This is a genomic window from Streptomyces sp. NPDC055103, from assembly GCF_053607625.1.
Map to the genome: position 1 here is coordinate 1 of NZ_JBSGTX010000037.1, position 20504 is coordinate 20504.

27 protein-coding genes and 2 pseudogenes are annotated in these 20504 nt (G+C 69.2%); 1 reads left to right on the forward strand and 28 read right to left on the reverse strand.

The genetic code is table 11. The annotated features are described in order from the left end of the window. The first annotated feature begins 298 nt into the window (after positions 1–298). Entirely contained in the window at positions 299–658 is a 360-nt protein-coding gene (locus ACWFR1_RS22830; RefSeq protein ID WP_453553946.1) for a hypothetical protein, read from the forward strand. A 199-nt stretch (positions 659–857) separates the two neighbouring features. Here the strand turns inward: ACWFR1_RS22830 and ACWFR1_RS22835 are convergent. From ACWFR1_RS22835 to ACWFR1_RS22970, 28 genes and pseudogenes are all read right to left on the reverse strand, one after another. Continuing rightward, a pseudogene (locus ACWFR1_RS22835) lies at positions 858–2138 on the reverse strand (tyrosine-type recombinase/integrase). Next, complete coding sequence (locus ACWFR1_RS22840; RefSeq protein WP_453553948.1) at positions 2138–2362, reverse strand: helix-turn-helix domain-containing protein; 225 nt, start codon at positions 2360–2362, stop codon at positions 2138–2140. Before ACWFR1_RS22840 ends, ACWFR1_RS22835 begins: the two are co-directional and overlap by 1 nt. After that, positions 2362–2862 (reverse strand): replication initiator, encoded by a 501-nt coding sequence (locus ACWFR1_RS22845; protein ID WP_453554106.1) that lies wholly within the window; start codon positions 2860–2862, stop codon positions 2362–2364. Before ACWFR1_RS22845 ends, ACWFR1_RS22840 begins: the two co-directional genes overlap by 1 nt. Before the next feature lie 221 nt (positions 2863–3083). Continuing rightward, positions 3084–3536 (reverse strand): annotated as a pseudogene (locus tag ACWFR1_RS22850) (hypothetical protein); the annotation flags it as partial. 786 nt (positions 3537–4322) lie between these two features. After that, positions 4323–4859 carry a DUF6349 family protein gene (locus ACWFR1_RS22855; protein ID WP_453553950.1) on the reverse strand — a complete coding sequence of 179 codons (537 nt, stop codon included), beginning with the start codon at positions 4857–4859 and terminating at the stop codon, positions 4323–4325. Between the two features lie 55 nt (positions 4860–4914). Further along, a complete protein-coding gene (locus ACWFR1_RS22860; RefSeq protein ID WP_453553952.1) occupies positions 4915–5751 on the reverse strand; it encodes a hypothetical protein in 837 nt (278 codons plus the stop codon). Positions 5752–5827: 76 nt separating this feature from the next. Then, complete coding sequence (locus ACWFR1_RS22865) at positions 5828–6016, reverse strand: DUF4314 domain-containing protein (RefSeq protein WP_453553954.1); 189 nt, start codon at positions 6014–6016, stop codon at positions 5828–5830. Between the two features lie 103 nt (positions 6017–6119). Beyond that, positions 6120–7178 carry an N-6 DNA methylase gene (locus ACWFR1_RS22870; RefSeq protein ID WP_453553956.1) on the reverse strand — a complete coding sequence of 353 codons (1059 nt, stop codon included), beginning with the start codon at positions 7176–7178 and terminating at the stop codon, positions 6120–6122. 78 nt (positions 7179–7256) lie between these two features. After that, positions 7257–7856 carry a hypothetical protein gene (locus tag ACWFR1_RS22875; protein ID WP_453553958.1) on the reverse strand — a complete coding sequence of 200 codons (600 nt, stop codon included), beginning with the start codon at positions 7854–7856 and terminating at the stop codon, positions 7257–7259. Positions 7857–7870: 14 nt separating this feature from the next. Further along, positions 7871–8239, reverse strand: a complete 369-nt coding sequence (locus ACWFR1_RS22880) for a hypothetical protein (RefSeq protein WP_453553960.1) — start codon at positions 8237–8239, stop codon at positions 7871–7873. Between the two features lie 99 nt (positions 8240–8338). Further along, entirely contained in the window at positions 8339–9403 is a 1065-nt protein-coding gene (locus tag ACWFR1_RS22885) for a hypothetical protein (RefSeq protein WP_453553962.1), read from the reverse strand. After that, positions 9400–9813 (reverse strand): hypothetical protein, encoded by a 414-nt coding sequence (locus tag ACWFR1_RS22890; protein ID WP_453553964.1) that lies wholly within the window; start codon positions 9811–9813, stop codon positions 9400–9402. The genes ACWFR1_RS22885 and ACWFR1_RS22890 overlap by 4 nt, the downstream gene beginning before the upstream one ends. Positions 9814–9971: 158 nt before the next feature. Next, on the reverse strand, positions 9972–10661 hold the full coding sequence (locus ACWFR1_RS22895) for a hypothetical protein (protein WP_453553966.1): 690 nt from the start codon (positions 10659–10661) through the stop codon (positions 9972–9974). Further along, on the reverse strand, positions 10658–10996 hold the full coding sequence (locus tag ACWFR1_RS22900) for a hypothetical protein (protein ID WP_453553968.1): 339 nt from the start codon (positions 10994–10996) through the stop codon (positions 10658–10660). The genes ACWFR1_RS22895 and ACWFR1_RS22900 overlap by 4 nt, the downstream gene beginning before the upstream one ends. Before the next feature lie 116 nt (positions 10997–11112). After that, a complete protein-coding gene (locus tag ACWFR1_RS22905; RefSeq protein ID WP_453553970.1) occupies positions 11113–11445 on the reverse strand; it encodes an HU family DNA-binding protein in 333 nt (110 codons plus the stop codon). Positions 11446–11479: 34 nt separating this feature from the next. After that, a complete protein-coding gene (locus ACWFR1_RS22910) occupies positions 11480–11857 on the reverse strand; it encodes a hypothetical protein (protein WP_453553972.1) in 378 nt (125 codons plus the stop codon). Positions 11858–11877: 20 nt separating this feature from the next. Then, positions 11878–12297 (reverse strand): hypothetical protein, encoded by a 420-nt coding sequence (locus tag ACWFR1_RS22915; protein WP_453553974.1) that lies wholly within the window; start codon positions 12295–12297, stop codon positions 11878–11880. Beyond that, positions 12294–13790: a DNA cytosine methyltransferase gene (locus ACWFR1_RS22920; protein WP_453553976.1), complete on the reverse strand. Its 1497-nt coding sequence runs from the start codon at positions 13788–13790 to the stop codon at positions 12294–12296. Before ACWFR1_RS22920 ends, ACWFR1_RS22915 begins: the two co-directional genes overlap by 4 nt. Before the next feature lie 69 nt (positions 13791–13859). Then, entirely contained in the window at positions 13860–14342 is a 483-nt protein-coding gene (locus ACWFR1_RS22925; protein ID WP_453553978.1) for a hypothetical protein, read from the reverse strand. 57 nt (positions 14343–14399) lie between these two features. Beyond that, entirely contained in the window at positions 14400–14555 is a 156-nt protein-coding gene (locus ACWFR1_RS22930; protein ID WP_453553980.1) for a hypothetical protein, read from the reverse strand. After that, entirely contained in the window at positions 14552–14773 is a 222-nt protein-coding gene (locus ACWFR1_RS22935) for a hypothetical protein (RefSeq protein ID WP_453553982.1), read from the reverse strand. Before ACWFR1_RS22935 ends, ACWFR1_RS22930 begins: the two co-directional genes overlap by 4 nt. After that, positions 14773–15423, reverse strand: coding sequence for a hypothetical protein (locus tag ACWFR1_RS22940; protein ID WP_453553984.1), 651 nt, complete (start codon positions 15421–15423; stop codon positions 14773–14775). Before ACWFR1_RS22940 ends, ACWFR1_RS22935 begins: the two co-directional genes overlap by 1 nt. A gap of 70 nt (positions 15424–15493) precedes the next feature. Next, positions 15494–15922: a hypothetical protein gene (locus ACWFR1_RS22945; RefSeq protein ID WP_453553986.1), complete on the reverse strand. Its 429-nt coding sequence runs from the start codon at positions 15920–15922 to the stop codon at positions 15494–15496. Between the two features lie 95 nt (positions 15923–16017). Further along, on the reverse strand, positions 16018–16998 hold the full coding sequence (locus tag ACWFR1_RS22950) for a hypothetical protein (RefSeq protein ID WP_453553988.1): 981 nt from the start codon (positions 16996–16998) through the stop codon (positions 16018–16020). An 87-nt stretch (positions 16999–17085) separates the two neighbouring features. Continuing rightward, complete coding sequence (locus ACWFR1_RS22955; RefSeq protein WP_453553990.1) at positions 17086–18216, reverse strand: PD-(D/E)XK nuclease family protein; 1131 nt, start codon at positions 18214–18216, stop codon at positions 17086–17088. 31 nt (positions 18217–18247) lie between these two features. Next, positions 18248–19333, reverse strand: coding sequence for an AAA family ATPase (locus tag ACWFR1_RS22960; protein ID WP_453553992.1), 1086 nt, complete (start codon positions 19331–19333; stop codon positions 18248–18250). Positions 19334–19359: 26 nt separating this feature from the next. Further along, positions 19360–19701: a hypothetical protein gene (locus tag ACWFR1_RS22965; protein ID WP_453553994.1), complete on the reverse strand. Its 342-nt coding sequence runs from the start codon at positions 19699–19701 to the stop codon at positions 19360–19362. Between the two features lie 215 nt (positions 19702–19916). Continuing rightward, the gene (locus ACWFR1_RS22970) at positions 19917–20501 is read right to left on the reverse strand and encodes a hypothetical protein (RefSeq protein ID WP_453553996.1); all 585 of its coding nucleotides are present in this window, start codon (positions 20499–20501) and stop codon (positions 19917–19919) included. Between the last annotated feature and the right edge of the window lie 3 nt (positions 20502–20504).

Sequence of the window (20504 nt, forward strand, 5' to 3'; positions counted from 1 at the left end):
TGCTGTCCGAGTTCCCTTACCGCACACCGGACATGACGTCACGTCACGCACGAACCCGGCGAACCCGACCAACCTCGACTACGCAATGCCCCTGGGTTCCGCGGAGCTAATCCCGGCGAGCAGTTCTCTAGCGCTTATCGCAACGGTAGTGGGAGTAACTGGTTTGCGACGGAACGGGAGATGTACCACGTGGGGAAGGCCGTACGAGTTGGTGATCGCTCATGGGATAGCATCACATTCTATCGAGGTGGGTCCGTAGTGCAGGTTCCCAAGCCTGGTTTTCTTTCCGGAGGGTGACATGGCGAAGATCGCAGAGTGGGAACGCGAGTTCCAAGTTTGGCAGTACTCCGTCAGCCACTCCATGCTGCTCCTGCGCAGCGTGAACGTGGAAGGCTTTGAGACGCGGATCGATGTTCTCTTCACGGCGGTTGAGCTGATGCACCTGCAGCCCTACTGCGCTCGCCTGGAAATCAGCGAGGCAACCAGTGTGGAGAGGGGGCACTTTTTGGGTGACCAACTGGCGGCAGATCTCCCCGGGGTGCTGTACCTCCTTAACGGGGGAGAAGGCTATGTTCTGGCGCGACGATGCTCTTGGCACGAGGATCTTGGCGATCACCATGCCCCCTCGAAGTTTGGCCCGCTCAGGGGGACAGAGTAGTTTCGATTATTCGGATCTGAAGGTTCCTTTCCTCGCCTCTTGTAAGTGAACGTGAGGGTTTCCTTTCGAGCGCCATCGTGGGATTCTAGGAACTCTCCGCGAGTATTACTCTCAAGTTTTCGGCGAGAAATAATAGATGCCCCACCAGTAAGCACTGGTGGGGCATCTGTGTCGTTTGACGGCAACGCTGACGGCAACGTCAGCGGACAGGCGCCACGTTGGGCGGCGGGTCGCCAGGGCCGACGCCAACGCGAAGGGCGTTGCCGAGGGTGTCGATGGCCTGGCGCTGGAGGCGGAGTCGGACGTGGGCGTAGACGCCGGCGGTGACGCCGATGTGGGCGTGGCCGAGGAGTTCCTTGATGACGACGAGGTCGACGCCTTGTTCCAGGAGCAGGGTGGCGGTCGAGTGCCGGAGGTCGTGGAAGCGGATCGTCCGAAGTTCTGCGCTGTGGAGGAGGCGGCGGAAGCGGCGGGTGAGGTTGGCGGGGTCGAGCGGCCTGCCCTTCGGGGTGGTGAAGACGAGCCCGTTGTCCGTCCAGCTCGTTCCGGCCGCCTGGCGCTCTTCCTGCTGCTGTTCCTGGTGGATCTTGAGGGAGCTGAGACATTCGGTGGGGAGGGCGATGCGGCGTTCGGAGGCCAGGGTCTTGGTGTTCAGGACGGTCAAGCCCTGGCTGCGGGTGCGCTGGAGGGAACGGTGGATGGTCGCGGTGCCGCCGTCGAGGTCGAGGTCTTCCCAGTGAAGGCCGAGGAGTTCGCCCTTGCGGAGCCCGGTGCGCAGAGCGAGTTCGTACAGGGCGTGAAGCCGGTCACCGTTGGCCGCATGGAGAAGCTGCCGGGCTTCGGCGGCGGTGAGGGGCTGGAAGCGCCTGGGCCGGGGCGCGGTCGTCTTGACGTTCCGGGCGACGTTGCGCGGCAGTTCGTCCTCGCGGACGGCGTGTTCCAGCGCGGACTTGAGGACCGCATGGACGTACGTCACGGTCAGCGGCGAGAGCCGCTTTCCGCAGCACTGGCCGATGGTGCAGCAGGACCGCCGGACGGAGTCCCGTTTCTGGGCTCAGCACTGGCAGGTGGTGCGGAGTCCGTCGAGGAAGGTGCGGACGTCGCGGGTGGTGAGCCGGGCAAGCTTCTTGACGCCGAGGCCGGGATTGAGGTGGAGACGGATGGAGGCTGCGTAGCGGGTGTGGGTGTTCTCCCGCAGGTGGTGAACGGCGACGCCGTCCAGCCAGTACGCGAGATAGGCGCTCACGGTGCTGTCGGCTGCGGCGATGGGGAGGCCGCGGTTGCTGGCGGCGATCTTCTCGGTGAGCTTGGCCAGGGCGTCTTTGCGGGTGATGCCGTAGACGCGGACGCGTTTGCGGGTGTTGCCGGGGGCGAGGACGTATCCGGCGGCTTCCCAGCGGCCGTCCTTGCGCTGGTAGACGGTTCCGTCGCCGTTGGCGCGGACGCGCCGGGAGGCGGGGGCATCTCGGGGTGTGGTCATCAGGCGGCCTCCTGTTCGAGTCGGGTGCGAATGAAGTCGGTGAGGGCGTGGGTGGGGATGCGGCGGGCGCGGCCGAGGGTGATCGAGGCGAGCTGGCCGGAGCGGAGCAGGTCGTAGACGGCGGAGCGGCCGAGCTGGAGGCGGGCCATCACCTGGGGCACCGTGAGCAGCTCCAGCACCGGTGCCGTCTGCGCGTGGAGGACAGCAAGCGGGGGTGAGGCCATCAACGGCCCCCTTCGGCCGCGAACTGCCGTTCCAGTTCCTGCGATGCCACACGTCGGCCGCGAGCAGGGCCGCGCCGTGGCTGTACCCCGAGCCGAGGTAGTTCCCACCGGCTGATGACGAGGGTGGTCGTCGGGTCGGACTCGGGCAGCCCGGCGTGGGCGCGGGCCTGTTCGGTGCGCCAGGCGCGGCAAGCATCGCCCAGCGCGCCCAGGGTGGTGGAGTAGCGGCGGGACTGGGTGGAGAAGTGGCCCCGGAAGCCGAGCATGTGCGCCCACTTCCAGAGCTTGAGATCGGCGAACTCCGGCAGCCTGCCCAGCTCCCCGCAGGTGCGGATCATCTGCCGGACGTGCCGGGCGACGGGGAGCCGGGACAGCGGGCGGGCCTGCCCGGTGCCGTCGCAGGCGGCGCACGGGAGCGGCGTTCCGTGGGGCAGAAGGGTGGCGCCGCATCCCTGGCAGGGACGGCAGAACAGGGAGCCGTCGAGGGTGCCCGGAGGCATCGGCGGACTTGGTGGCGCACTTCGCCACGTAGGCGGCCACGGCCTGGTCGGTGAATTCGGCGTCAGTGCCGAAGGAGGCGATCTCGCGCACGTCGAGCTGTTCGCCCCAGCCAAGTTCGCGTTCCCCGACCGCATCCGACTCGACCGTGACGCGGACCCGCGCGGCGGCGGCGCGTACGGCGGCTGGTGCCGTCCGGGCCGTCGAGCCGAATGACGGGGTGGAAGTGGGCCAGGCCGCGCTGCTGGTACTCGGCGAACTTGGTGAAGGAGACCGTAGGACCGCGTGGGCGGCTTTCTGGGTCATGCCGAGCTGGGCGGCGATCTCGCGGCGCAGGTAGGTGGTGAAGCGGGCCCACAGGGAGGCGTGGGCGTTGAACAGGACCGCGCCCGCATAGTCGTACGTCCCGGGGTTGAGCGGCGTCCCGATCAGGGCGTCCGTGGGGTCGTGGAGCTTGCGGCAACGGCAGGGCCGGATGTCGCCGCCGGGGATGCTGAGGCGGTTGTGGACGGGGCCGAAGGACGGCGGGGTGAGGGTGACGAAGACGCGGGGGTGGGCGCGGACCGTGTCGGGCACGGTCTTGCCGCCGGACGGGCCGGCGCGGATGAGGTGGTAGGTGTCGGCGGCGTAGAGGCGGGAGCAGGCCGGGCAGCGGGAGGCACGGCGGTTCCCACACGCGGTGAGCAGGCTGCCCGCGTGCTCCTCGGAGGAGGTGTAGGAGCGCAATACCTCACCCGTCGCCGTGTCGACGGTGGTGGTGTGGCCGGAAAGGCGGATGGGTTCGGTGCGGCCGCCGAGGCGTTCGATCTGCTGCTGTGCGCAGTCGACCGGCCAATTAATCGATGGCGCGAGCGGCGTCAGCAGGGCACAGAATTCAGCGCAGTGTGCGGCGTGTCACACGCGGGGGTCGTGGGATCGCCGTGGGATCATCGTCGTGGGTTCACACCCACGTTCCACCTGAAACCCCAGGTCAAGAAGGTCGAGGCCTGGCCCAGCAGACCACGGGCGCCCGTTTCGCCACACCAACGCGAGGCGATCGCCACACGCGAAAGCACCCCTCTCGGGGCGTTTTCGCAGGTCAGAACGTTTTTCTATGGTGGGGCGGGTGGGACTCGAACCCACGGCCGACGGATTATGAGTCCTTTGGGGATCTTGGCGGCCCTTGGTTTTTGATGCCCAGGATTGACGTATTGCCTGGTCAAGCAGGGTGAAGGGGTCCCCCTCTTCCCTACCCTTGTCAGTCCTTTCCTGTCCTTGTGTCCAAACGCCGTCCAAACCCTGTCCCATCCGGGGCTACTCGGCGGGCCGCCCGAGCGTCGCGCCAGCTCAGCAGAGGGCTTCGGACTCGCGGGCGACGGATTCACATTCCAACGCGCAGAGGCTCCGCCCCCGTGCTGGGGGCGGAGCCTCATGGCCGTTTCGTCGGCCCTACGTCTGCCGTCAGGTTATCGGGCTCGACCTCCTACACCAAGAGGAGCTGCACGTTCTCCAGCCGAGGTCTCTTGCGGCTCGCGGTGTAGAGGATGAACCCTCCGCCGGGGGCTCCTCCGGCCTCGTGGCTGTCGAACGGCGGGTCGATGTAGAGCCGCAGTGGACCGCCGGCTTCGAACCATCCATCTGGGTAGACAGCCCTGGTGTGGGTCGCCCAGGTCTTCGCGGCCTTGCCCGTTCGCGCCCTTTCGAAGATCGGGAGGTCGCGCCATCCGGGGTGGGTGTGGTCGTGGGCGTCTTCGATCGCGTTGTCACGCCGCGGGCGCTCCGGGCCTTCCCAGGGGCAGGCGAGGCAGGCGCCTCGGTATTGCCACCGGGCGTCAGCTACGGCGCGGGTCAGGGAGGTGGCGGTGTGGCGGGCGGCGGGCGGGGGCGGGGCTCCGAAGAGCCCGGTGAACCCGGGGTCTCCGTAGCTGATGTACCAGGCCCGCCGGATGGTCTCTCGCTCGGCGTAGCGCAGGGAGAGCATGTGGCCTTGGCGGGCGATGGCTCCGGTGGTGTCGGTCATGGGTCTCCGCAGGGGCGCGGCACAGGTCGCGGCCGCGCCCCTTGGTCGGTTCCGGTCAGGGGGTGGTCGTCGGGCGGGGCTTCTTGTCGGAGGCGCGGTTGCGCGGGCGGCGCTTCGCGGCCGGTCGGCGGGCGGGGGTCGCCGTACCGGCGCCGTCGACCGGGGAGGGTGCGGCGCTACTGCTTGGCGCCTCTTCGCCCTCCGGTTCTTGGGCGTCGATGGCCGTGGACGCCTCCACGGTCTCCTGCGGCTCGTCGGGCCCCGCGGGATCGGTCTCTTCATCGCCCTGGGGGGCTGGGGCGTCGGAGGTGGATACCGAGTCGTCGCCGGCTTCCGGGTGGGGGGCGGGAGTCGGCTCGCTCTCGGGTTCGGCCTGCTGGTCGGGCATGCGGGTGTGCGCCTCGGGGCCGCAGTCCCGGAGGGACGTGCCGACGGGGGTGGTCTCATCTCGGGCCTCGTTGAGGACCTCGGCAACGAGGTCGGCCCAGGGGCGGTGTCCGACGTAGCGGGGCTTGAGGGTGAAGGCGGGAAGAAGGTGGTTCTCGACGGTGATCAGGATGAGGTCGGCGGGGTCTTCGTCGTCGTCGCTGAGGAGGGAAATGGCCCGGTTGTAGCGGTGCCCTTCGGCGAGGCGGACGGCGAGCTGCGCCTCATGGGCGTCCCGCTCGGCCGCGGTGGCGTCGGCCGGCATGGAGGGGGCAGCGGCGCCGGTGATCCAGATCTGCGCCGTGGTGCCACCGAAGACGGGACGGAAGCTGATGCCCCGGCCGTCGCGGTGGAGGAGGTGGGCCGCGCCGTCGGCGGGTGCTTCCGGGTCGAGCACCCAGTCGCCGTCGAGGTGTTCGGTGAGGGCGAGCGCCGCTTCTTGAACTGCGGCGTCGGTGATCAGCATGGACGTTCTCCAAGAGGTCTGCTGGTGAGACTGCGGCCCCGCCCTTGAAGGGCGGGGCCGGGATGGCTAGGTGCGTTCAGGCGAGGCGTATCTCGTCGCCGTCATCGAGGAGCATGGAGAGCCGGGAGCCGCTGTCCCAGGTGATGTTGAGCTGGGCGAGGGTGGCGTTGTAGCTGGTGACCGTGCCCTGGTCGCCGGGCTTGAGGTCGGTGTACTGGTCGGTGGTGTGGACGAGGGAGATGCGGTCGCCCCTGCTGTAGGTCATGGCGTTCTCCGATCGAATCGGCGTGGAGAGGACCCTCCCCTCATGCTTTTATTCTATATGCATTTGGGGTAGGGTCAAGAATTCTCCGCGAGATTTCCGCAGGTCAGGCGGCCTTTCCATCGAGGAGCGTCTCGACCTTGCGTATCGCAGCGAGCATGACGGCCTGCGCGTGCATGCGGTCTCGGCGCTCGATCGACTCCAGCGCCTCCTGTACGGCCTTGGCCGGCAGGTTGCCGTCGTGGAGGGTGTCGCCGCAGGCGATCAGGACGTGCGGGCCCAGGTCCCACAGGATGGCGTTGACGGCGGCTCCGGCGGCGGCGAGGGGGTCGATGTCCGTGAGCGACCAGCCGAAGTCGTGGGGGTTGATGCCCCTTTCGCGCATGACCTGCACCGCGGGCCGGTAGAGCCCGCCGGTTCCGCCCGCCGGGTCGTCGAACTTCATGCCCGGCTCCAGTGGCCCGTCGAAGAGCATGCGGGCCATCAGCTCGGCAATGCCCGGCGGCGTGTGGATCTCCGCGAGCGCGTCGTGACTGCCCTTGGACCGGAGGATCGCCAGGAGTGCACCCACGATGTCCGCCTCCGAGCGGACGTAGGCGTCGGCGCTGCTCGTGCGGTGGAGGAGCCCGCAGGTAAGCGCGGCCTCGACGACTGCGCGCACTGCGGGCGCCCGCCTGGCGGGGGGCTCCTCGTCGTCGAGCCACTTGTGCAGCGGGGCGGCGCGGTCGATGAGGTCGGGGCGGCTGATCCACCAGCGGGCCCAGCACTCACGGAAGGCGGTCATCAGGTCCGTGTCGCTGAGGCTGAGCCACCAGTCGGCGCCGATGTAGGCGTCGGGGCCGCGGAGCGGCCACAGGGCGAGGGTGGCGACGGTTCCGATCGGCACGGCGATGTCCTCGCCACCCTGGGCGTGGTGCCAGGCATAGCTGACGGCCTCCGCGATCACGAAGGCGTGCTCGTGGGGGTCGCGCGTCGAGGGGCGGTAGCGGTTCAGCGCGCGCTTGGCGGGAGGCGCGGGCGCGGCGACGCTGCGCAGGGCGCGGACCGCCGGCTCGGGGGTTGGCGCGGGCGGGAGGTCGGCGAGGTAGCGGCGCGGAGGGGGCGCAGGTGCGCTCGGGGCGGGCGGCTCGTCCGCGTTGGCGGCGAAGAGGTCGAGCTGGTTCATGTCGTTCTCCAAGTCAGGAACGGCGTGCGAGTTTTAGCCGCGCCCACCCGCAGGTGCGGGTGAGCGCGGTGGGGCAGTTCAGCGGGCCTGGTTCAACACGGCTCGCTGGAGCACGTCGGCTACGGCGCTGTGTCCACCCGCGATGAGGGCGGCGTGCGCGAGGTAGACGCGCAGGTCTTCGGCGCCGATTTGGGTGAGGCAGTCCGTGAGGGTGAGGTGTTCCAGCTCACGCGGTCGGTGCGGGTAGCCGGCGGCGATCATGAGGACGATGCCTGCGGTCAGTTCCTCAGTCCGCGCCGCGCCGAGGCCGAGCGACTCCCCCACCCTGTGGATGGCCTCAAGGCTGCCGAGGAGGGCGGTGGTCGGTACGGCGAGGTGCGCCTGCTGCACGGCGTCGATCTCACGCTGGCGGTGGGCCTCCCAGAACAGCCGGGCGTCGACCTCGCGCCCATCGGCCGCGAGCGCGATGGAGTGGACGGTGGCCGTGAAGCGGGGGCCGGAGAGCGCGCCAGCGAGGTACTCGGCCGGGGTGCGTCCCGCTTGGGCGATGGCCGGGTCGTAGGACTCGGCCTGGAACTGGTTCAGGGCGCGGCGGACGGCGTACGTGGCGGCGGCGGGGCTGACGCCGAAGCGGCTGATCGTCGGCTGGGCGAGGACGCGGAGCGAGGTGTCGTGCATGTCGTTCTCCTGCTCTATTCGGTGGGCTGGTCGGGCGAGTTGCGGGCTTCGGGCGCGGGGTAGTGGGCCAGGAGGTCGTTGAGCTCGGTGGCGATGTGGTCCATGAGGGTGCGGATCTGCTTGCGGTCGCCGCCGAGGTAGAGGGCGAGGTCGAGGACGTGGGGGGCCGCGGCGTAGTCGAGGAGCTGGCGGTACTGCTCCTGGGTCAGCGCCTCGAGGGGGTCCGTGCGCAGGGCCCAGGCGGCCACGCTGGCGCTGTCGACGAGGCCGGCGGCGGCTCGCAGGGTGGTGTCGTCGGGGGCGCGGGTGAGCAGGACCAGGGTCATGGCTCCGAGGTGGTGCTCGGGGGTGTTGAAGGCGGGGGTCTTCGGGGGCTTGGGCATGTGGGTCTCCGGTTGAGTGGGGAGCGCCGACCCGATGCTGTCTTTCTATGTGCATTCTGGGCAGGGGTCGGCGCTCATGGATGAGCGAACGGGGGTGGGTCAGAGAAGGAGGTCGAGGACAAGCGCGGTGGCATTGCCCGAAGCGCCACCCCCGCTCCCCCCTCGGTCCGCCTCGCGTACGCACTGCGCGGCCGCTTCCTTGGGCCTGTCGGCGGTACTCAGAATGGCGCTCAGCCGGTCCCACTTCTCCAGCGGCGCGTAGGCGCCACTGCTGGCCAGGAGGATCCGGCGGACATGCCGGCGCTCGACCAGGCGCTGGGAGATCCGCCCCATAGTGACGCCGGAGGCGAGGGCGAGGCGCCTATCGACAGCAAGGCCGTGACGATGGAGCTGTTCGGCGCGCGTGTGGTCTTCGGTGAGCTTGACGGCGGTGCCGATGGAGCCGAGGCGGTAGGCCCGCGCGTCTCCGCACCAGGCGATGCGCACGAGCGGGTAACGGGAGTCGAGAACCGCGACGACGGCGGTCGCCGTGGGGCCTGACGGCTCCTCGGGGTGCGCCGCCGCGCGGTAGGCGATTTTGGCAGCGGCCCTCGCGGAGCGAAGGGCGCGAACAGGGTCGCCGTGGAGGGTGGCGTCATGGGCAATTCTCGGGGCGAACCGCTGGGTGAACCGCTGGACATCCGGCGTGTCGCCGACGCCGCCGAGCACGACGAAGGCCGAGCGGCCGGTCCTCCGGTTGCGCCTGACCGCGTAGGCGTCGCACTGGTAGGTCTGGTCGCCGTGCGACTGGGCCGCGCTCGCCTCGAACGGCACCTTGAATGAAGTGCCCTCCAGCATGCCGGAGATCCATCGAACGGCTTCCACGCTCGACGTGGGCAACGGCGTGAAGTCACCGCTGCGGCTGGCGGGACCGGTGAGCACGACCGGGCCACGCAGGACGGGCGCGCGGCTTCCGCCGGCGATGCTCACCCATGCGCCGCGGGCAGCCTCGTTGAGGGTGCCCTGACCGGCCGCGGCGTGCATGACCACGTTCCGGCCGAGGGGGTGAGGGCGGGCACCTTCGACGTAGAGGTCGATGTCCCGCTGCAGGACGCCTCGGTGCGGGTTGAAGTGGATCGGCATGATCCGGCCGTCAGGCCAGAGGAGGAGGGCGGGGGCGGTCATGTGAGGGTTCCGATCGTTCGGGGGGCGGGGCCACAGGGGCCGGTGGGCAGGAGGATGGCGTAGTCGCGCGAGTCGGGCTGCGGGTGGACGTAGTAGTAGCCGGGCGGGTGGGTGCGCAGGTCGGCCAGCCGGATGAGGTACGACACGTCGGCGATGACCTTGCCCCAGGCGGCTCCCGGCCGGTCGAGCAGGTTGAACTGGGTGAGCAGGCGCCCGTCATCGGCGTGGAGACGCCACAGGTCGTACTCCCACGGGGCACCCGACTGGGTGGCGACGATCGTCCTGATGCGCGGCTCAATGTCTGCCGTGGTCCGGGCCAGGCGGCGCAGCACGGCGAGGGCGAGCTTGCGGGTGGCCTTGCAGACTTGGCGGTCCCGCTCGGCGCACGGGTCGGGCGGCGGTACGTACACCTTCTGCCTCCTAGGCGTAGGTCCGCCCGGCGGCCGGGTCGTGTGCCACCGGCCGCCGGGCGGGGATCGGAGGGGGGTCCCCCTCCTTCTGCTTCTATTCTATATGCATTAGGGGGGTTGGCAATATTTTCGGTGGATTTTCTCTATCGCCGCGCGCCTTAATTTCCCTGCTCAGACGGCAAGTTGAGCGCGTCCAGGGCCCGGATGTGCAGCACGAGGCGCGCCCCCGCTACGGCGTGGCCGAGCCTCATGTCCGGCCCGATGACCCGCGTGTGGTCGTCGTCGTCCAGGACACCTTGGTCGACGAGCCCGTCAGTGACCGCCTTGAAGCTCGGGTACCAGTTGGCCGGGTCCCGGCGGCCTCGGGTGGCAGGGTGCAGGACGCCGATGATGTGTGCCCGTTCCAGATGCGGAATGTGGCGCGAGGCAACCGCGGCGGCCCGCCTCAGCACCCTGGTGATCTCGGCTCTGCGGTGGTGGTGGGGGCGCTCGTTGGCGTTGAGCAGGATCAGCCGGGGAGGCAGCGCGACCCTGAACCTGCGCCCCGGCAGGCCCTCGAACCAGTCGACCTCGCCGGCGACCGGCTGCTGCGGCGGGTCCGCCGCCGGAGCGTCGCTCCCCACCACGTCTTCTGGCGCATAGCCGCTCCGTCGGCGGCTGCCCGTCGTGGTGAACGGCGAGGCGTGCAGGCTGGAAACCCGGATGAGGCGCCGGCGGAGACCGCTCTCGGCGTCGGCAACCAGGGCGCGGATGTCCTCCGGCTGATACTGAACGACTCGCAGTCGCGTGGTGTCTTCCGGGTGACAGGCCGCGAAGACGCGGTTTTGGAGGATGTGGCCGCCGTTCACGTCCCGCTCCTGAGGTCCGGCCGGATACGGACGATCCGGAGTACCCCGGCTCGGGCCAGACGCAGCGCCAGAGAGTGGCGGCGTCCCACGGGGTGGACCTCGAAGCCCGCACAGATCGCGGGCGTGTCGGTGCCGAGGGTGGCGTGGCAGACGATGTGCCCGCGGTCGGCGACGGCCTGGTCGACCATGCCCTTTACCCGGCCCGCCTCCAGGCGCATGAGGTTGCCGGGCCGAAAGATGCACGTCGCGCAGCGTTCCAGGCAGATCCGCACGCTCCACGCCTCCGGGTCGGCGACGTCGTGACGGAGTCCGTCATCGGTGTAGGTGGCGCTCATGTCCGGTCCAACCCCTCTTCATGCTCGTGCACTTTGCGTTCCTCTGCTTTCGGGAGTTGCGGTGCTCACGCTCGGGCGCCGCCCCGGGGTGCACCCGGGGCGGCGAAGCGCGCGGGTCAGGGGCGGGGGGTCTTCGGAGCCTTCCTGATGGCGCTGCCGTCCGCCGGGAGCTGCATGTGGCCGTCGACGAGAGCCTTGAAGGAGACACCCGGGCGGAAACGGATGGCGTGCGACGCCTCCTTCCTGAACCGCTCCCCCGTTCGGGGGTTGTGTGCGAGGCGGGCCGAACGCTCCACGCGGCTGAGGGAACCGAAGCCGGTCACTCGGACCCTCTTCCCCTCGACCACCGCGCGCACGATGGAGTCGAAGACCGCCTCGACGGCCTCCTTGGCCAGACGGTTGGATCCGAGCGTGGCGGCGACGTCCTTGATGATGTCGTTCTTGTTCATGGCGCTCCTTGTTGTGGGTGTTGGCGGTGCGGAGTCAGGCGGCCGGCTCGACGCGTGCTTGAACCAGGTGGCCGGCTGCGAGAGGCGGCGTCGGCGGGACGTAGGCGACGGCCTCGACGGGGATGTCCGCGTAGGCGCCGAAGGTGCGGCGGACCACGTTTCCCCTGGCCGTAGGCGTGAAGTTGGTGTGGGAGTCGGGGTCGTCGCTTCCGATCAGGTGCGCCCACCGCTCGTAGGCGCCCTCACCGGGCTGGTGGAGGTGGAGACGAACGCCCATGCCGAGCTCGCGGCCGCCCTCGAAGACGGGCGCGAACTCGATGCTGGGCACGGGCAAGTCGGGGTTGAGCTGAGCAATGAGCGCGACGGCGGCCACAGGGCCGAGAAGGTCGCGCATCTCGCGATCTCGGAGCATGGAGGTCTTCTCTCGGGGCGTCAGGCTGAGGCGGGGAGTTCGAGCTGCTCGGCGGGCGCATGGAAGGGCTGGCAGCGCGGGCACTGCTGCTCGACGGCTCGCCGGTGCGCGCGCGATCCGGCTGCCGTGCCGCACGCCTTGCGGATGACGGGCGGGGGCAACTCGGCGGGATCGGCGTCAGGCAGGGCCTGGACGATCTCCCCGTTGAGCCAGATCCGGCCGCCGCAGATGCCGGAGAACTCGCTCTTGGCCGGCCGGACCTGTCGGATGCACGCGGCGCGGTACGGGCAGCCGCCGCAGACATAGAGGACGGGGGCGCACAGCTTGATGAGGTCCTTGGAGTTCTTGAAGCGGTGGTCGGCCACAGCGAAGTCCTCGTCACCCCAGCAGGGCGCGTGCTCGGTGACGTGAATGTCGGGCAGGTTGCGCGTTCCGGTCACAGGACGGCCTCCAGCTGCTTGCCGATCCACCTCGCGACGTTGACGGAGACCGCGTTCCCGGCCTGCATGGTCTGTTCGGCCTGGGTGCCGTAGACGATGTAGGTGGCGGGGAACCGTTGCCCTTCGAGCTGTTCGCGGGGCTTGAGCATCCGGAAGAAGCAGTCCTCAACGGCCGGGGCGCTGCGCACGAGGGCGGCGGAGTCGCGGGTGGACAGGGTGTGGACGGGCTCGGCGGCCGTCTTGACCGCCGCCTTGCGGTAGGGGATGACGAGGGTGTTCCGGGCCTGCTCGGGCACGCGGCCGCCGTGGGTGACGAGGCCGTGGTGGTTGCCCTGGGCCGTGACGCCGGCGAGGGGTTCGCTGGCGGGGCTGGCGGTGGAGTGGTTGCGGTACTCGACGATGAACGGCTCCACGGTGACGAGGGCTTCGCTCTCGCGGGTGGTGCGGGTGCGAAGCGGTGCGTCGACCGGCGCGGCGTCGGTGTTCCATGAGCCGCCGGTGGGGACGAGGAGGGCGTCTCCCTGCTTGGCCGTACGGGTGGGAAGGGGGCGGTCCTCGACGGCGTATGCCCGGTCGCCTCCGTCCCTGCCGTGGGTGAGGGTGATGGAGCTGGGCTGGTAGGGGAACTTGACGAGTCCGGCGTTGATCCGGTCCATCGTGGTGGGGGCGAGGGGCTTCTTGCGGTCGCCGATCCGGGTACCGAGGTCGGACCAGTTGATGACGTCGCTGGCGGGGCGGACGTAGGGCTCAACCACGGCGTGGCGGCAGCGGGTGCGGGGGCACCGGTAGATGTAGTCCCGCCGGTACTTGCCGATCCGGACGCCTTCGACGTGCCAGGACTGCACCGCGTGGACGTCCTCGTCGCACTCCACGCAGAACGCCTGCGGCCGGGGCGCGAGGTCAGGCTTCCGCATGGTCTTGAGGGTGAAGGTGACGTACATGCGGTCGCGCCACTGCGGGGCACGGGGGTTGGTTTCGTCGCCGACGTGGGCGCTGCTGACGCAGGTGATCTGGTAGTCGTAGCCGAGGCGTTCCATGGCCTGGATCCACGTGGGGAACAGGATCCAGTCGAGGCCGAACTCGACCACGTTCTCTACGACGATGACCTTGAACTTCTTGGCCTCGGCGGCTCGTACGACGCACCAGCCGGTGACCCGGGTCCGTTCGAAGGCGTCCTTGGTCAGCGCCTCCCAGTCCTCCTTCTCGTCGACCAGGGTGAGGAGGTCTATCTGGTTACTCTGGCGCGGGCGGCCGCCGGCGGGACTGATCTCGGTGCAGATGACGGACGCCCACAGGATGTCGGCGTTGGGCAGGTGTCGCATGGGGAAGCCGCTGATGTCGATGCACGCGTGGTCGGCGTCTCGGTGGTTCGCGGCGTGGGTGTCGATCGCGACGCGCCAGTGGTTGATGCCGAGGACGAGTTCATGTCCGGCCTCGACGAGACCCGTGCTGCTGCCTCCCGCGCCGCACAGCAGGTCGATGACTGTTGCCATGGTGGTTGTTCTCCAAGAGGTCGTGCCGGGGCCCGGCCCCGCTGGTGGCGGGGCCGGGCAGGGCGAGGGTCAGTGGGTGCGCAGGCCGCCGTACGTCCTGGCGCGGCGCAGGAGGGCGGTCCAGTTCCGCCACGACGGATCACCGACGGGACTCTCCGCGTTGTCCACGCCCGGGTGGGCGTCGTAGCGGTTCAGGGCGGCGGCGATCTCGGCGACGGTGACGAGGAAGCCGTCGTTGTACTTGAGCTTGCACTCGGGGATGCCGGCGGGCTCCGGCTCGGCGATGTCCAAGGTCGCCCGGTAGGCAGCGTCGTAGGCGGCGATGCGCTCCTTCACCTTCGGGTCGCTCTCGGTCCTGTTCCGAAAGTCCTCGCGCGTCAGCCCGAAGTCGGCGAGCGGCGGGAACGTGGGCAGGGCCACCTCCGTGGTCATCCCGAAGCTGAACATCGCGTCCAAGACGCTCGGCATGTCGAAAAAGCTGAACCGCTGGTAGTTCTCCGAGCCCGGAAGAGGCTTGCCGTCGCGGCCCTGGATGTAGATGTCGTATCCCATGCATGTCTCCAAGAGGGTGGGAGCCGTCCGGCTTGCAGAAGCCGGACGGCGAGGTGATCAGCGGTGGGCGGCGTGGCGGTGGTGCAGATCGCCGCAGGTCATGCAGCGCGGGATGCGGCTGCGGGCCTCTCGCCGGAGCTCGTCGACGACGAGCACGGCCAGACCGGCGGCGGTGCCGATGCCGAACGCGAGCAGCCCGTATAAGACGGTCACCGGGCCTCCTTCGCGGCGGAGGCCGGGCAGGGCTGCGTCAGCTGGGCGAGACCGATCACCATGCCGACGGCGTCGCCGGCGTGGCGCGCCACACGAAGCGCGGAAGTGATCTCCGCTCGCTGGCTGTTGCTCTGCGGATGGGCGAAGAAGCAGCGGCAGGGTTCCGACTGACCAGCCTCCCCGGCCTGCGTGGCCCCTTGCGGTTCGGGTCGGTTCATCAGGCCAACGCCTGCCCCTCGGACGCGACGAAGAGGGTGATCACGTCGCCGCCCGCGTCCCAGACGGAGACCGGCCAAGCGGCGTCGTCCCGGTAAATGAGGCGCCAACCCGCCTCATGCTCGATGCGGTGGGTGGTGTGGCCGTACTCCTTGACCGCCGCCTCTCGGCTGGTGAAGAGGTCTCGGCTCTGCATGGCGAGCGGGCGGCGCTTGGCGGTCACGCCGACTGTCCGGATGGAGAACAGGTCGGTGATCGACGGCGCGAGGTGGCGTTCGGTGATGTACGTGGTGATCGCGGTGAGCAGCGGCACGATGTTGTTGCCGTACTCGGACTGGGCCCCGTCCGGGGTCGAGTCGTAGACCAGCTCGTCGACCGTCGGATTGTCCGAGTGAGCCCGTCGGGCGTGGAAGCCCTCGACCTCGGACGGGTCCAGGGGAAGGGCGCCGGTCGAGGCGATCCACAGGTGCGAGCCGTCGGTCAGCTCAGCGGTGATGCCGAACTCTCCGCCGTTGATCTCGACGTCGGTGGGCAGCGGGATGCGCCGCAGGCCACCGATCACCGGCTCGTAGGCGTTCCACAGCCGCAGCCACTGCGGGTCCACGGTGTTGCCGTGCGCGGGCGGGGGCGCGGTCAGGGGGCTGTCGATCACGGTCTCTCCAAGAGGTCTGAGTCCAACAGTACAGAGTTGGGATCTACTTTGAACGAGTTGATGCCGGGGATTACGACGAGGCAGGCCGCCGGGCTTCCTCGCGCACCTGGCGCTCCAGGGCGGTCAGCGAGGCGAGTTCGTCGGCGCGAGCCCTGGCGGTGTCCGCGATCGACTGCGCTGCGGCGGCGAGCCGTCGGGCCTGCATCAGGGCGTGGTGATTGATGCGCGGGTCCAGGGGGATTCGCGCTCCCCCCATGTCGGCGAGGAGGTCGTCGACGACCTCGTCCCGGGCGTGCCCGATGCAGCCGCAGCCGCTGGAGCGTCGGGCCTCCTCCGCCGCCTCGCCGAGGTCGGCGATGAGGATGAGGGCGTCACCGACACCCTCAGGGTCCTCGCGATACAGGTCCGCAAGCGCGCACAGGCGAGCACGGGCGGAGGCGCTGTCGTCGAGGACCAGGACCCCGTGGACCTCCGGGCGGAGGGTGGGCAGCTGGATCATGTCGTCCTTTCAGTTATGGAGGGGTCCCCCCTCCATCTACTTCTATTCTATATGCATTTGGCGGGATGTCCATATTTCTGGCGGAATTCTTCGGGCTACTGCCTCTGGTGTCCGAGCTCCTTGAAACTGCGTACGGCGGCACGCGCAGCCTCGCGCGCCTGCGCCGCCGTCTCCGCCTGCTCCTCGACCTGTTCGAGTCGGCTGGCGGCCCCGTCCCTCCACTCCTCCCAGAAGCGGCCGGTCGCCTGCCGCTCCTCTTCCTTGACCCTCTCCTGCTCCCGCGCCCGCCCTGCGCGCGGATTGGTACCGCAGCCGCGACAGGAGGCAGCGGGGCGCCCCCTGTGCCTCTCGCAGCCCTCCTGGAGCCCTTCGCAGTCCCGTGCCGGGGTGTCAGTCGCGGGCGCAGCAGGCTCCCCTACGGCGTCAGCCGTGGGGGTAGGGGGGAAAGGAAGAACAGAGGAAGAACCAGGCAAGGAAGGGGTTCCCCCCGTGGAACCCAGTGGGTTCCCTCCGTGGAACTCATCGGGTTCCCCCGGTGGAACCCTGCCCTCTTGAGCATCTGGGTTCCCCCCGTGGAACCCTGCCTCTTCACCAGGGTTCCCCCCATGGAACCCTGGCTCCACCTGCGCAGATACGGTTCTCTGGCGCCGCTCAGCCTCCCGCTTCTCAACATCCCGGTAGGTCATGGCCGGCTTGGCCGGAGCCGAGCGTGCCACCCCGGAGCGAGCCATGCGCGGATTCTTCGGGGCCGCCTTGCGCGCCTCGGCAGCCGCCTTGAGCTCAGGCGTAGTTGGGATGGGTGGCACGCCGAGCGGGAAGACGCGGTAGACCGCAGCGCGATTGACCTTGCCGGTCTCCACGCGCTCGACCAGCCCCTTGGCGATCAGTTCGGTCACGATGGTGATGGCACGCTTGTCGGTCACGCCGACCCATGCCGCAAGGCGCGTCAGGCCGGGACGCGAGAGACGCGTCTCGTCGTCAGCGGAGTCCGCGATCTTCATAAGGGCGAGCTTCTGCCCTTGGTTGACTTCTTCGGGTGGTAGGTAGGACGCAACAATCATCAGCTGGATGGACACGGCACGGCTTTCCTCGGACGGTGCAGGCAGGACGGGTTGCCCCGCCCGGTCGATGCCGGGCGGGGCTCAAGAGGCAGTGGTCGTACGTCAGGCGGGCCCGACGTTGATGACCCGGGGCGTCTTCCTCCCCGTCTTCCGCCGAGGCGCAGGCAGTCCAGCCGCGTTGAGGTTCTTGATCATGCGGTTGGTGTCCGGAGCCATCGGCACCGGCAGGCCCGCGAGCTCGTGCAGGTCGACCATGGCCTCCAGGTCGTCTTCTTCGCCGTCGTTGCCGCCGCGCCAGGACAGCCGGTTGGGCCCGTAGACCCCTTCCGGGGAGCGGTCGAGCTTCTTGCGCGCGAACTTCTTTATCCGATCCCCCTCCGCCGAGAGCTCGTGGCCCTTCACGTAGTCGATCAGGGCCTGCTCCCGGTCGGCGTCGGAGTGGATGAGCGCCGTCTGCTCCGGTGCGCCCGGTTCGACTTCCGGCCAGCACAGGGACCGGAAGGGGCAGTAGTCACAGATGGCGTCCAGGCCCGGCCCGTTGAAGTCGCGCGGCATCTGCTCCGGGTCGGTGGTCTCCCGTACACGCTCCACCCACCATCCGGCCTCCGCCGCCCGCTGGGGGTCGAAGTCGACCTCCTGGACGTGCTCAGCGCCGGAGTCGCGGTTGATGAAGCGGAAGCGGATGCGGCCGATCTCCAGGGGGCCCAGGCGGGCGAGGTACCGCTGCCCCGGAACGTCCTCGAAGCCCACCTCGGAGAGCGCGCCGGCGTACAGGAAGACCTGCCTCAGTTCAGCGGCCGTGGCCCCATAACGGCGGACGTAGTCCCACAGGTAGGTCGACTTGGTCTTGACGTCCTCCACGGTGAGCACGTCGGCTGCGACCGCGGGCCGGTGACGGGCGGGCAGCCGCGCAGCGGTCGCCGCGTCGAGCTGCACGACGTCGATGTGCCCACGGATACGGCCGTCTTGGATGCTGCGCTCGACGAGCCACCCGTACTCGGTGCGGGCCGACTCCAGGAGGCCGTGGTGGATGTACGTGCCGAGGATCGCGGCACGCTTGTCGGACTGATCGGTCGGGGCGACCCCGTGCAGGATGTAGGCGGCCCGACGGCCGCACACCGTGTCGGACGCCCCGAGCTGCGCTTGAAGGGATCGAGGTCGGCGAGCGTCGACGTCATACGCCGCGCCCCATATGGAGGGCGCGGCAGTGCCGGGAAGAGTTGCTACGGACATGAGGGGACTCCAGAGGACAGGTCGGGGCGGGTCAGTGCTCGGCGTCCGCGTCCTGCTCGGCCGCCTTGCGGCGGGCGGCGGCGCGGAGCTTGTCGGCGTCGGACAGCGGGCCCCCTCCCATCTCCGAGCGCGGGTTGTCCAGCTCGGCCGCCCGCCGCTCGGCGGCGGCGCGGATGGTGGTGATCTCCTCACGGCTGAGTCGGTTCTCCGGGGCCGGGACTGAGCGCCACAGCGCCTGGAGGGCTTCCTTGTCCTCCAGCTCCTCGATGCGGGTCAGCCAGGGCTGTACGAGGTCCCCAGCGAGCGCGGGCATGACGCGAGGCTGGGACTCGATGGAGCAGCCGAGCTTGTTGAAGACCAGGTCCTCGATGCTGAAGTCCCGCAGGGAGGCCGGCTTCCTGTGGTCCACCTGCATCCGGAGAGAGCGGACCTTGATCACCTGGGGGTCGGCGTTGCGCTTCATGCGCACCCAGCAGGTGGAGTCGAAGCCCAGGTCCTTCTGGGCGGAAACCTTCCACTCGCTCTTCCCCTGGACGGGCTGACCGTTGTCGTCCGTCGCGCTGACCTGCTTCCCGCGGGCCAGGACGATGGCGATTCCGGGCAGGGTGCGCAGCAGGTAGACGACCCGGTTCCACCGTTCGAGCGCGTCGTTCCACAAGTTGCGGCCAATGTCGTACGCGGCGTCCGGGTCCTCCTGGAGCAGCGCGCGGTTCTTCCGCGTCCGGCGGCCCCGCTCGTAGGTCCAGTTCGTCAGCATCCGCCACAAGGCGGAGCCCGAGTCGATGACGAGGACGACCGGAGGCTCCCCGGCCGCCGCCGCGCGGCGGGCTTCGGCATGCACGGCATCGACCTGCTCGAGGATGTCGCGGTAGGTCCCGTCATGCTCGATGATCAGGTAGTCCGCGCCCTCGATGGCCGCGTACTCGTCGGCCGATCCTTCGTCGAGGTCGATCCAGTACATCTGGCCGATGCGGTCACTGCTGGAGAACTTGGCTGCCGAGTAGGTCTTGCCGGCGCCCTCCTCCCCCTCGATGAGGAGAAGCGGCCACGGGACGATCCCGGTCGGCTTGCGGGTCTTGATGCCGGGCGCCTTGGCGGCGCCCGTTGGTGCGGTCACGATCTGGCTCCAAGAGGTCGCGTGGTTCAGTCCGCGCGCAGGGCGCGGACCTCGAAAAGCGGTGACCACTCCGGGTGGTCATCCAGGAGAAGCCGGACGTACCGGGAGCGGAAGCTGTTGTTCAGCGCGAACTCGTCGCCATGGGTGGCCGCGCCGTACTGATAGCGCAGGAGCTCGAAGAGCATCCCGATGCCGATACGGCCGAACCCCTTCTTGACGCAGTCGGCGGTGAGCCGTTCCAGCGCCCTGGCAACCCAGGGGTTGAAGGCGTGGAACGCCTCGAACCGCTCTTGGATAGTCAGGCCGGAGGTACCGGAGGGACGGCGAACGGGCTGGATGCCGAACAACGGCGGCTGCTCGATCGGCAAGACTCCCCCTCAGAGATAGAACAACAGCTCTGGAGTGTTGGAATCTATCTCTGGGTAGACGAAATGTCGATCGCCGGAGACGCCGGCCACCCGGCGGCGGCCCTCTGGAGCTACACACGAAACCCCCTCAACGAACGGAAGCGCACCCCTTCGAGTACGCTTCCATTCTATATGCGATTGAGGGTGGGATCAAATCAAATCGCCCTAAAAACAGGCTAGTTGCTAGCCTTCCCGGCCGCCCGCCCTCGCGGAACGATCCTGGACCCCGGCCCGTCGTACGCCCCAGTGCGCAGGGCTTCCAAGACGGTCTCGTCCATGGACCAATCCGCCGTACGCGCCCCGACCTTGAGCGTGGGCGCCTCCGCGACCACCGGCTCCAGCAGCCAGATCGGAGACCCGGAGAGCGTGTAGTCGGCGGGGCGGAGCCGGCCTGAGTCCAGGGCGTCCCGCAGGAGCGGGCGCGACACGCCGAACAAGGCGGTCAGCTCGGCCTGCCCCACGAGCGGCGGAAGCTGGCTCACCTCGCCCACCCAGTAGCCGGGCTCCTGCGACGCGATCAGGCGCGCGAGTACGACGTCGTTCAGACGCCTCGGGCGCGGCGTTGTCTCACCGAAGCCCTTGGCGAACTGGAGCAGCCAGTACGGGGACCCGCTGATGATCTTGGCGTACCGGTAGTCGAGCGTATTGTCTCGGCTGATCCACTGGCTGACCTGGAGCCGCTTCACGTCGTACAGCTCGGCAAACTCCGCCCCGCCGACCAGGTACGGCCTCCTCACCGTCAGGCCCTGTCCCTCTGCCACTTC

What these genes read in the sequence shown, in the direction of transcription:
- ACWFR1_RS22830 (WP_453553946.1), top strand. Translation starts at nt 299, where the DNA reads ATGGCGAAGATCGCAGAGTGGGAACGCGAGTTCCAAGTTTGGCAGTAC.
- ACWFR1_RS22840 (WP_453553948.1), bottom strand. Translation starts at nt 2,362, where the DNA reads ATGGCCTCACCCCCGCTTGCTGTCCTCCACGCGCAGACGGCACCGGTG.
- ACWFR1_RS22845 (WP_453554106.1), bottom strand. Translation starts at nt 2,862, where the DNA reads ATGCCTCCGGGCACCCTCGACGGCTCCCTGTTCTGCCGTCCCTGCCAG.
- ACWFR1_RS22855 (WP_453553950.1), bottom strand. Translation starts at nt 4,859, where the DNA reads ATGACCGACACCACCGGAGCCATCGCCCGCCAAGGCCACATGCTCTCC.
- ACWFR1_RS22860 (WP_453553952.1), bottom strand. Translation starts at nt 5,751, where the DNA reads ATGCTGATCACCGACGCCGCAGTTCAAGAAGCGGCGCTCGCCCTCACC.
- ACWFR1_RS22865 (WP_453553954.1), bottom strand. Translation starts at nt 6,016, where the DNA reads ATGACCTACAGCAGGGGCGACCGCATCTCCCTCGTCCACACCACCGAC.
- ACWFR1_RS22870 (WP_453553956.1), bottom strand. Translation starts at nt 7,178, where the DNA reads ATGAACCAGCTCGACCTCTTCGCCGCCAACGCGGACGAGCCGCCCGCC.
- ACWFR1_RS22875 (WP_453553958.1), bottom strand. Translation starts at nt 7,856, where the DNA reads ATGCACGACACCTCGCTCCGCGTCCTCGCCCAGCCGACGATCAGCCGC.
- ACWFR1_RS22880 (WP_453553960.1), bottom strand. Translation starts at nt 8,239, where the DNA reads ATGCCCAAGCCCCCGAAGACCCCCGCCTTCAACACCCCCGAGCACCAC.
- ACWFR1_RS22885 (WP_453553962.1), bottom strand. Translation starts at nt 9,403, where the DNA reads ATGACCGCCCCCGCCCTCCTCCTCTGGCCTGACGGCCGGATCATGCCG.
- ACWFR1_RS22900 (WP_453553968.1), bottom strand. Translation starts at nt 10,996, where the DNA reads ATGAGCGCCACCTACACCGATGACGGACTCCGTCACGACGTCGCCGAC.
- ACWFR1_RS22905 (WP_453553970.1), bottom strand. Translation starts at nt 11,445, where the DNA reads ATGAACAAGAACGACATCATCAAGGACGTCGCCGCCACGCTCGGATCC.
- ACWFR1_RS22910 (WP_453553972.1), bottom strand. Translation starts at nt 11,857, where the DNA reads ATGCTCCGAGATCGCGAGATGCGCGACCTTCTCGGCCCTGTGGCCGCC.
- ACWFR1_RS22920 (WP_453553976.1), bottom strand. Translation starts at nt 13,790, where the DNA reads ATGGCAACAGTCATCGACCTGCTGTGCGGCGCGGGAGGCAGCAGCACG.
- ACWFR1_RS22925 (WP_453553978.1), bottom strand. Translation starts at nt 14,342, where the DNA reads ATGGGATACGACATCTACATCCAGGGCCGCGACGGCAAGCCTCTTCCG.
- ACWFR1_RS22935 (WP_453553982.1), bottom strand. Translation starts at nt 14,773, where the DNA reads ATGAACCGACCCGAACCGCAAGGGGCCACGCAGGCCGGGGAGGCTGGT.
- ACWFR1_RS22945 (WP_453553986.1), bottom strand. Translation starts at nt 15,922, where the DNA reads ATGATCCAGCTGCCCACCCTCCGCCCGGAGGTCCACGGGGTCCTGGTC.
- ACWFR1_RS22955 (WP_453553990.1), bottom strand. Translation starts at nt 18,216, where the DNA reads ATGTCCGTAGCAACTCTTCCCGGCACTGCCGCGCCCTCCATATGGGGC.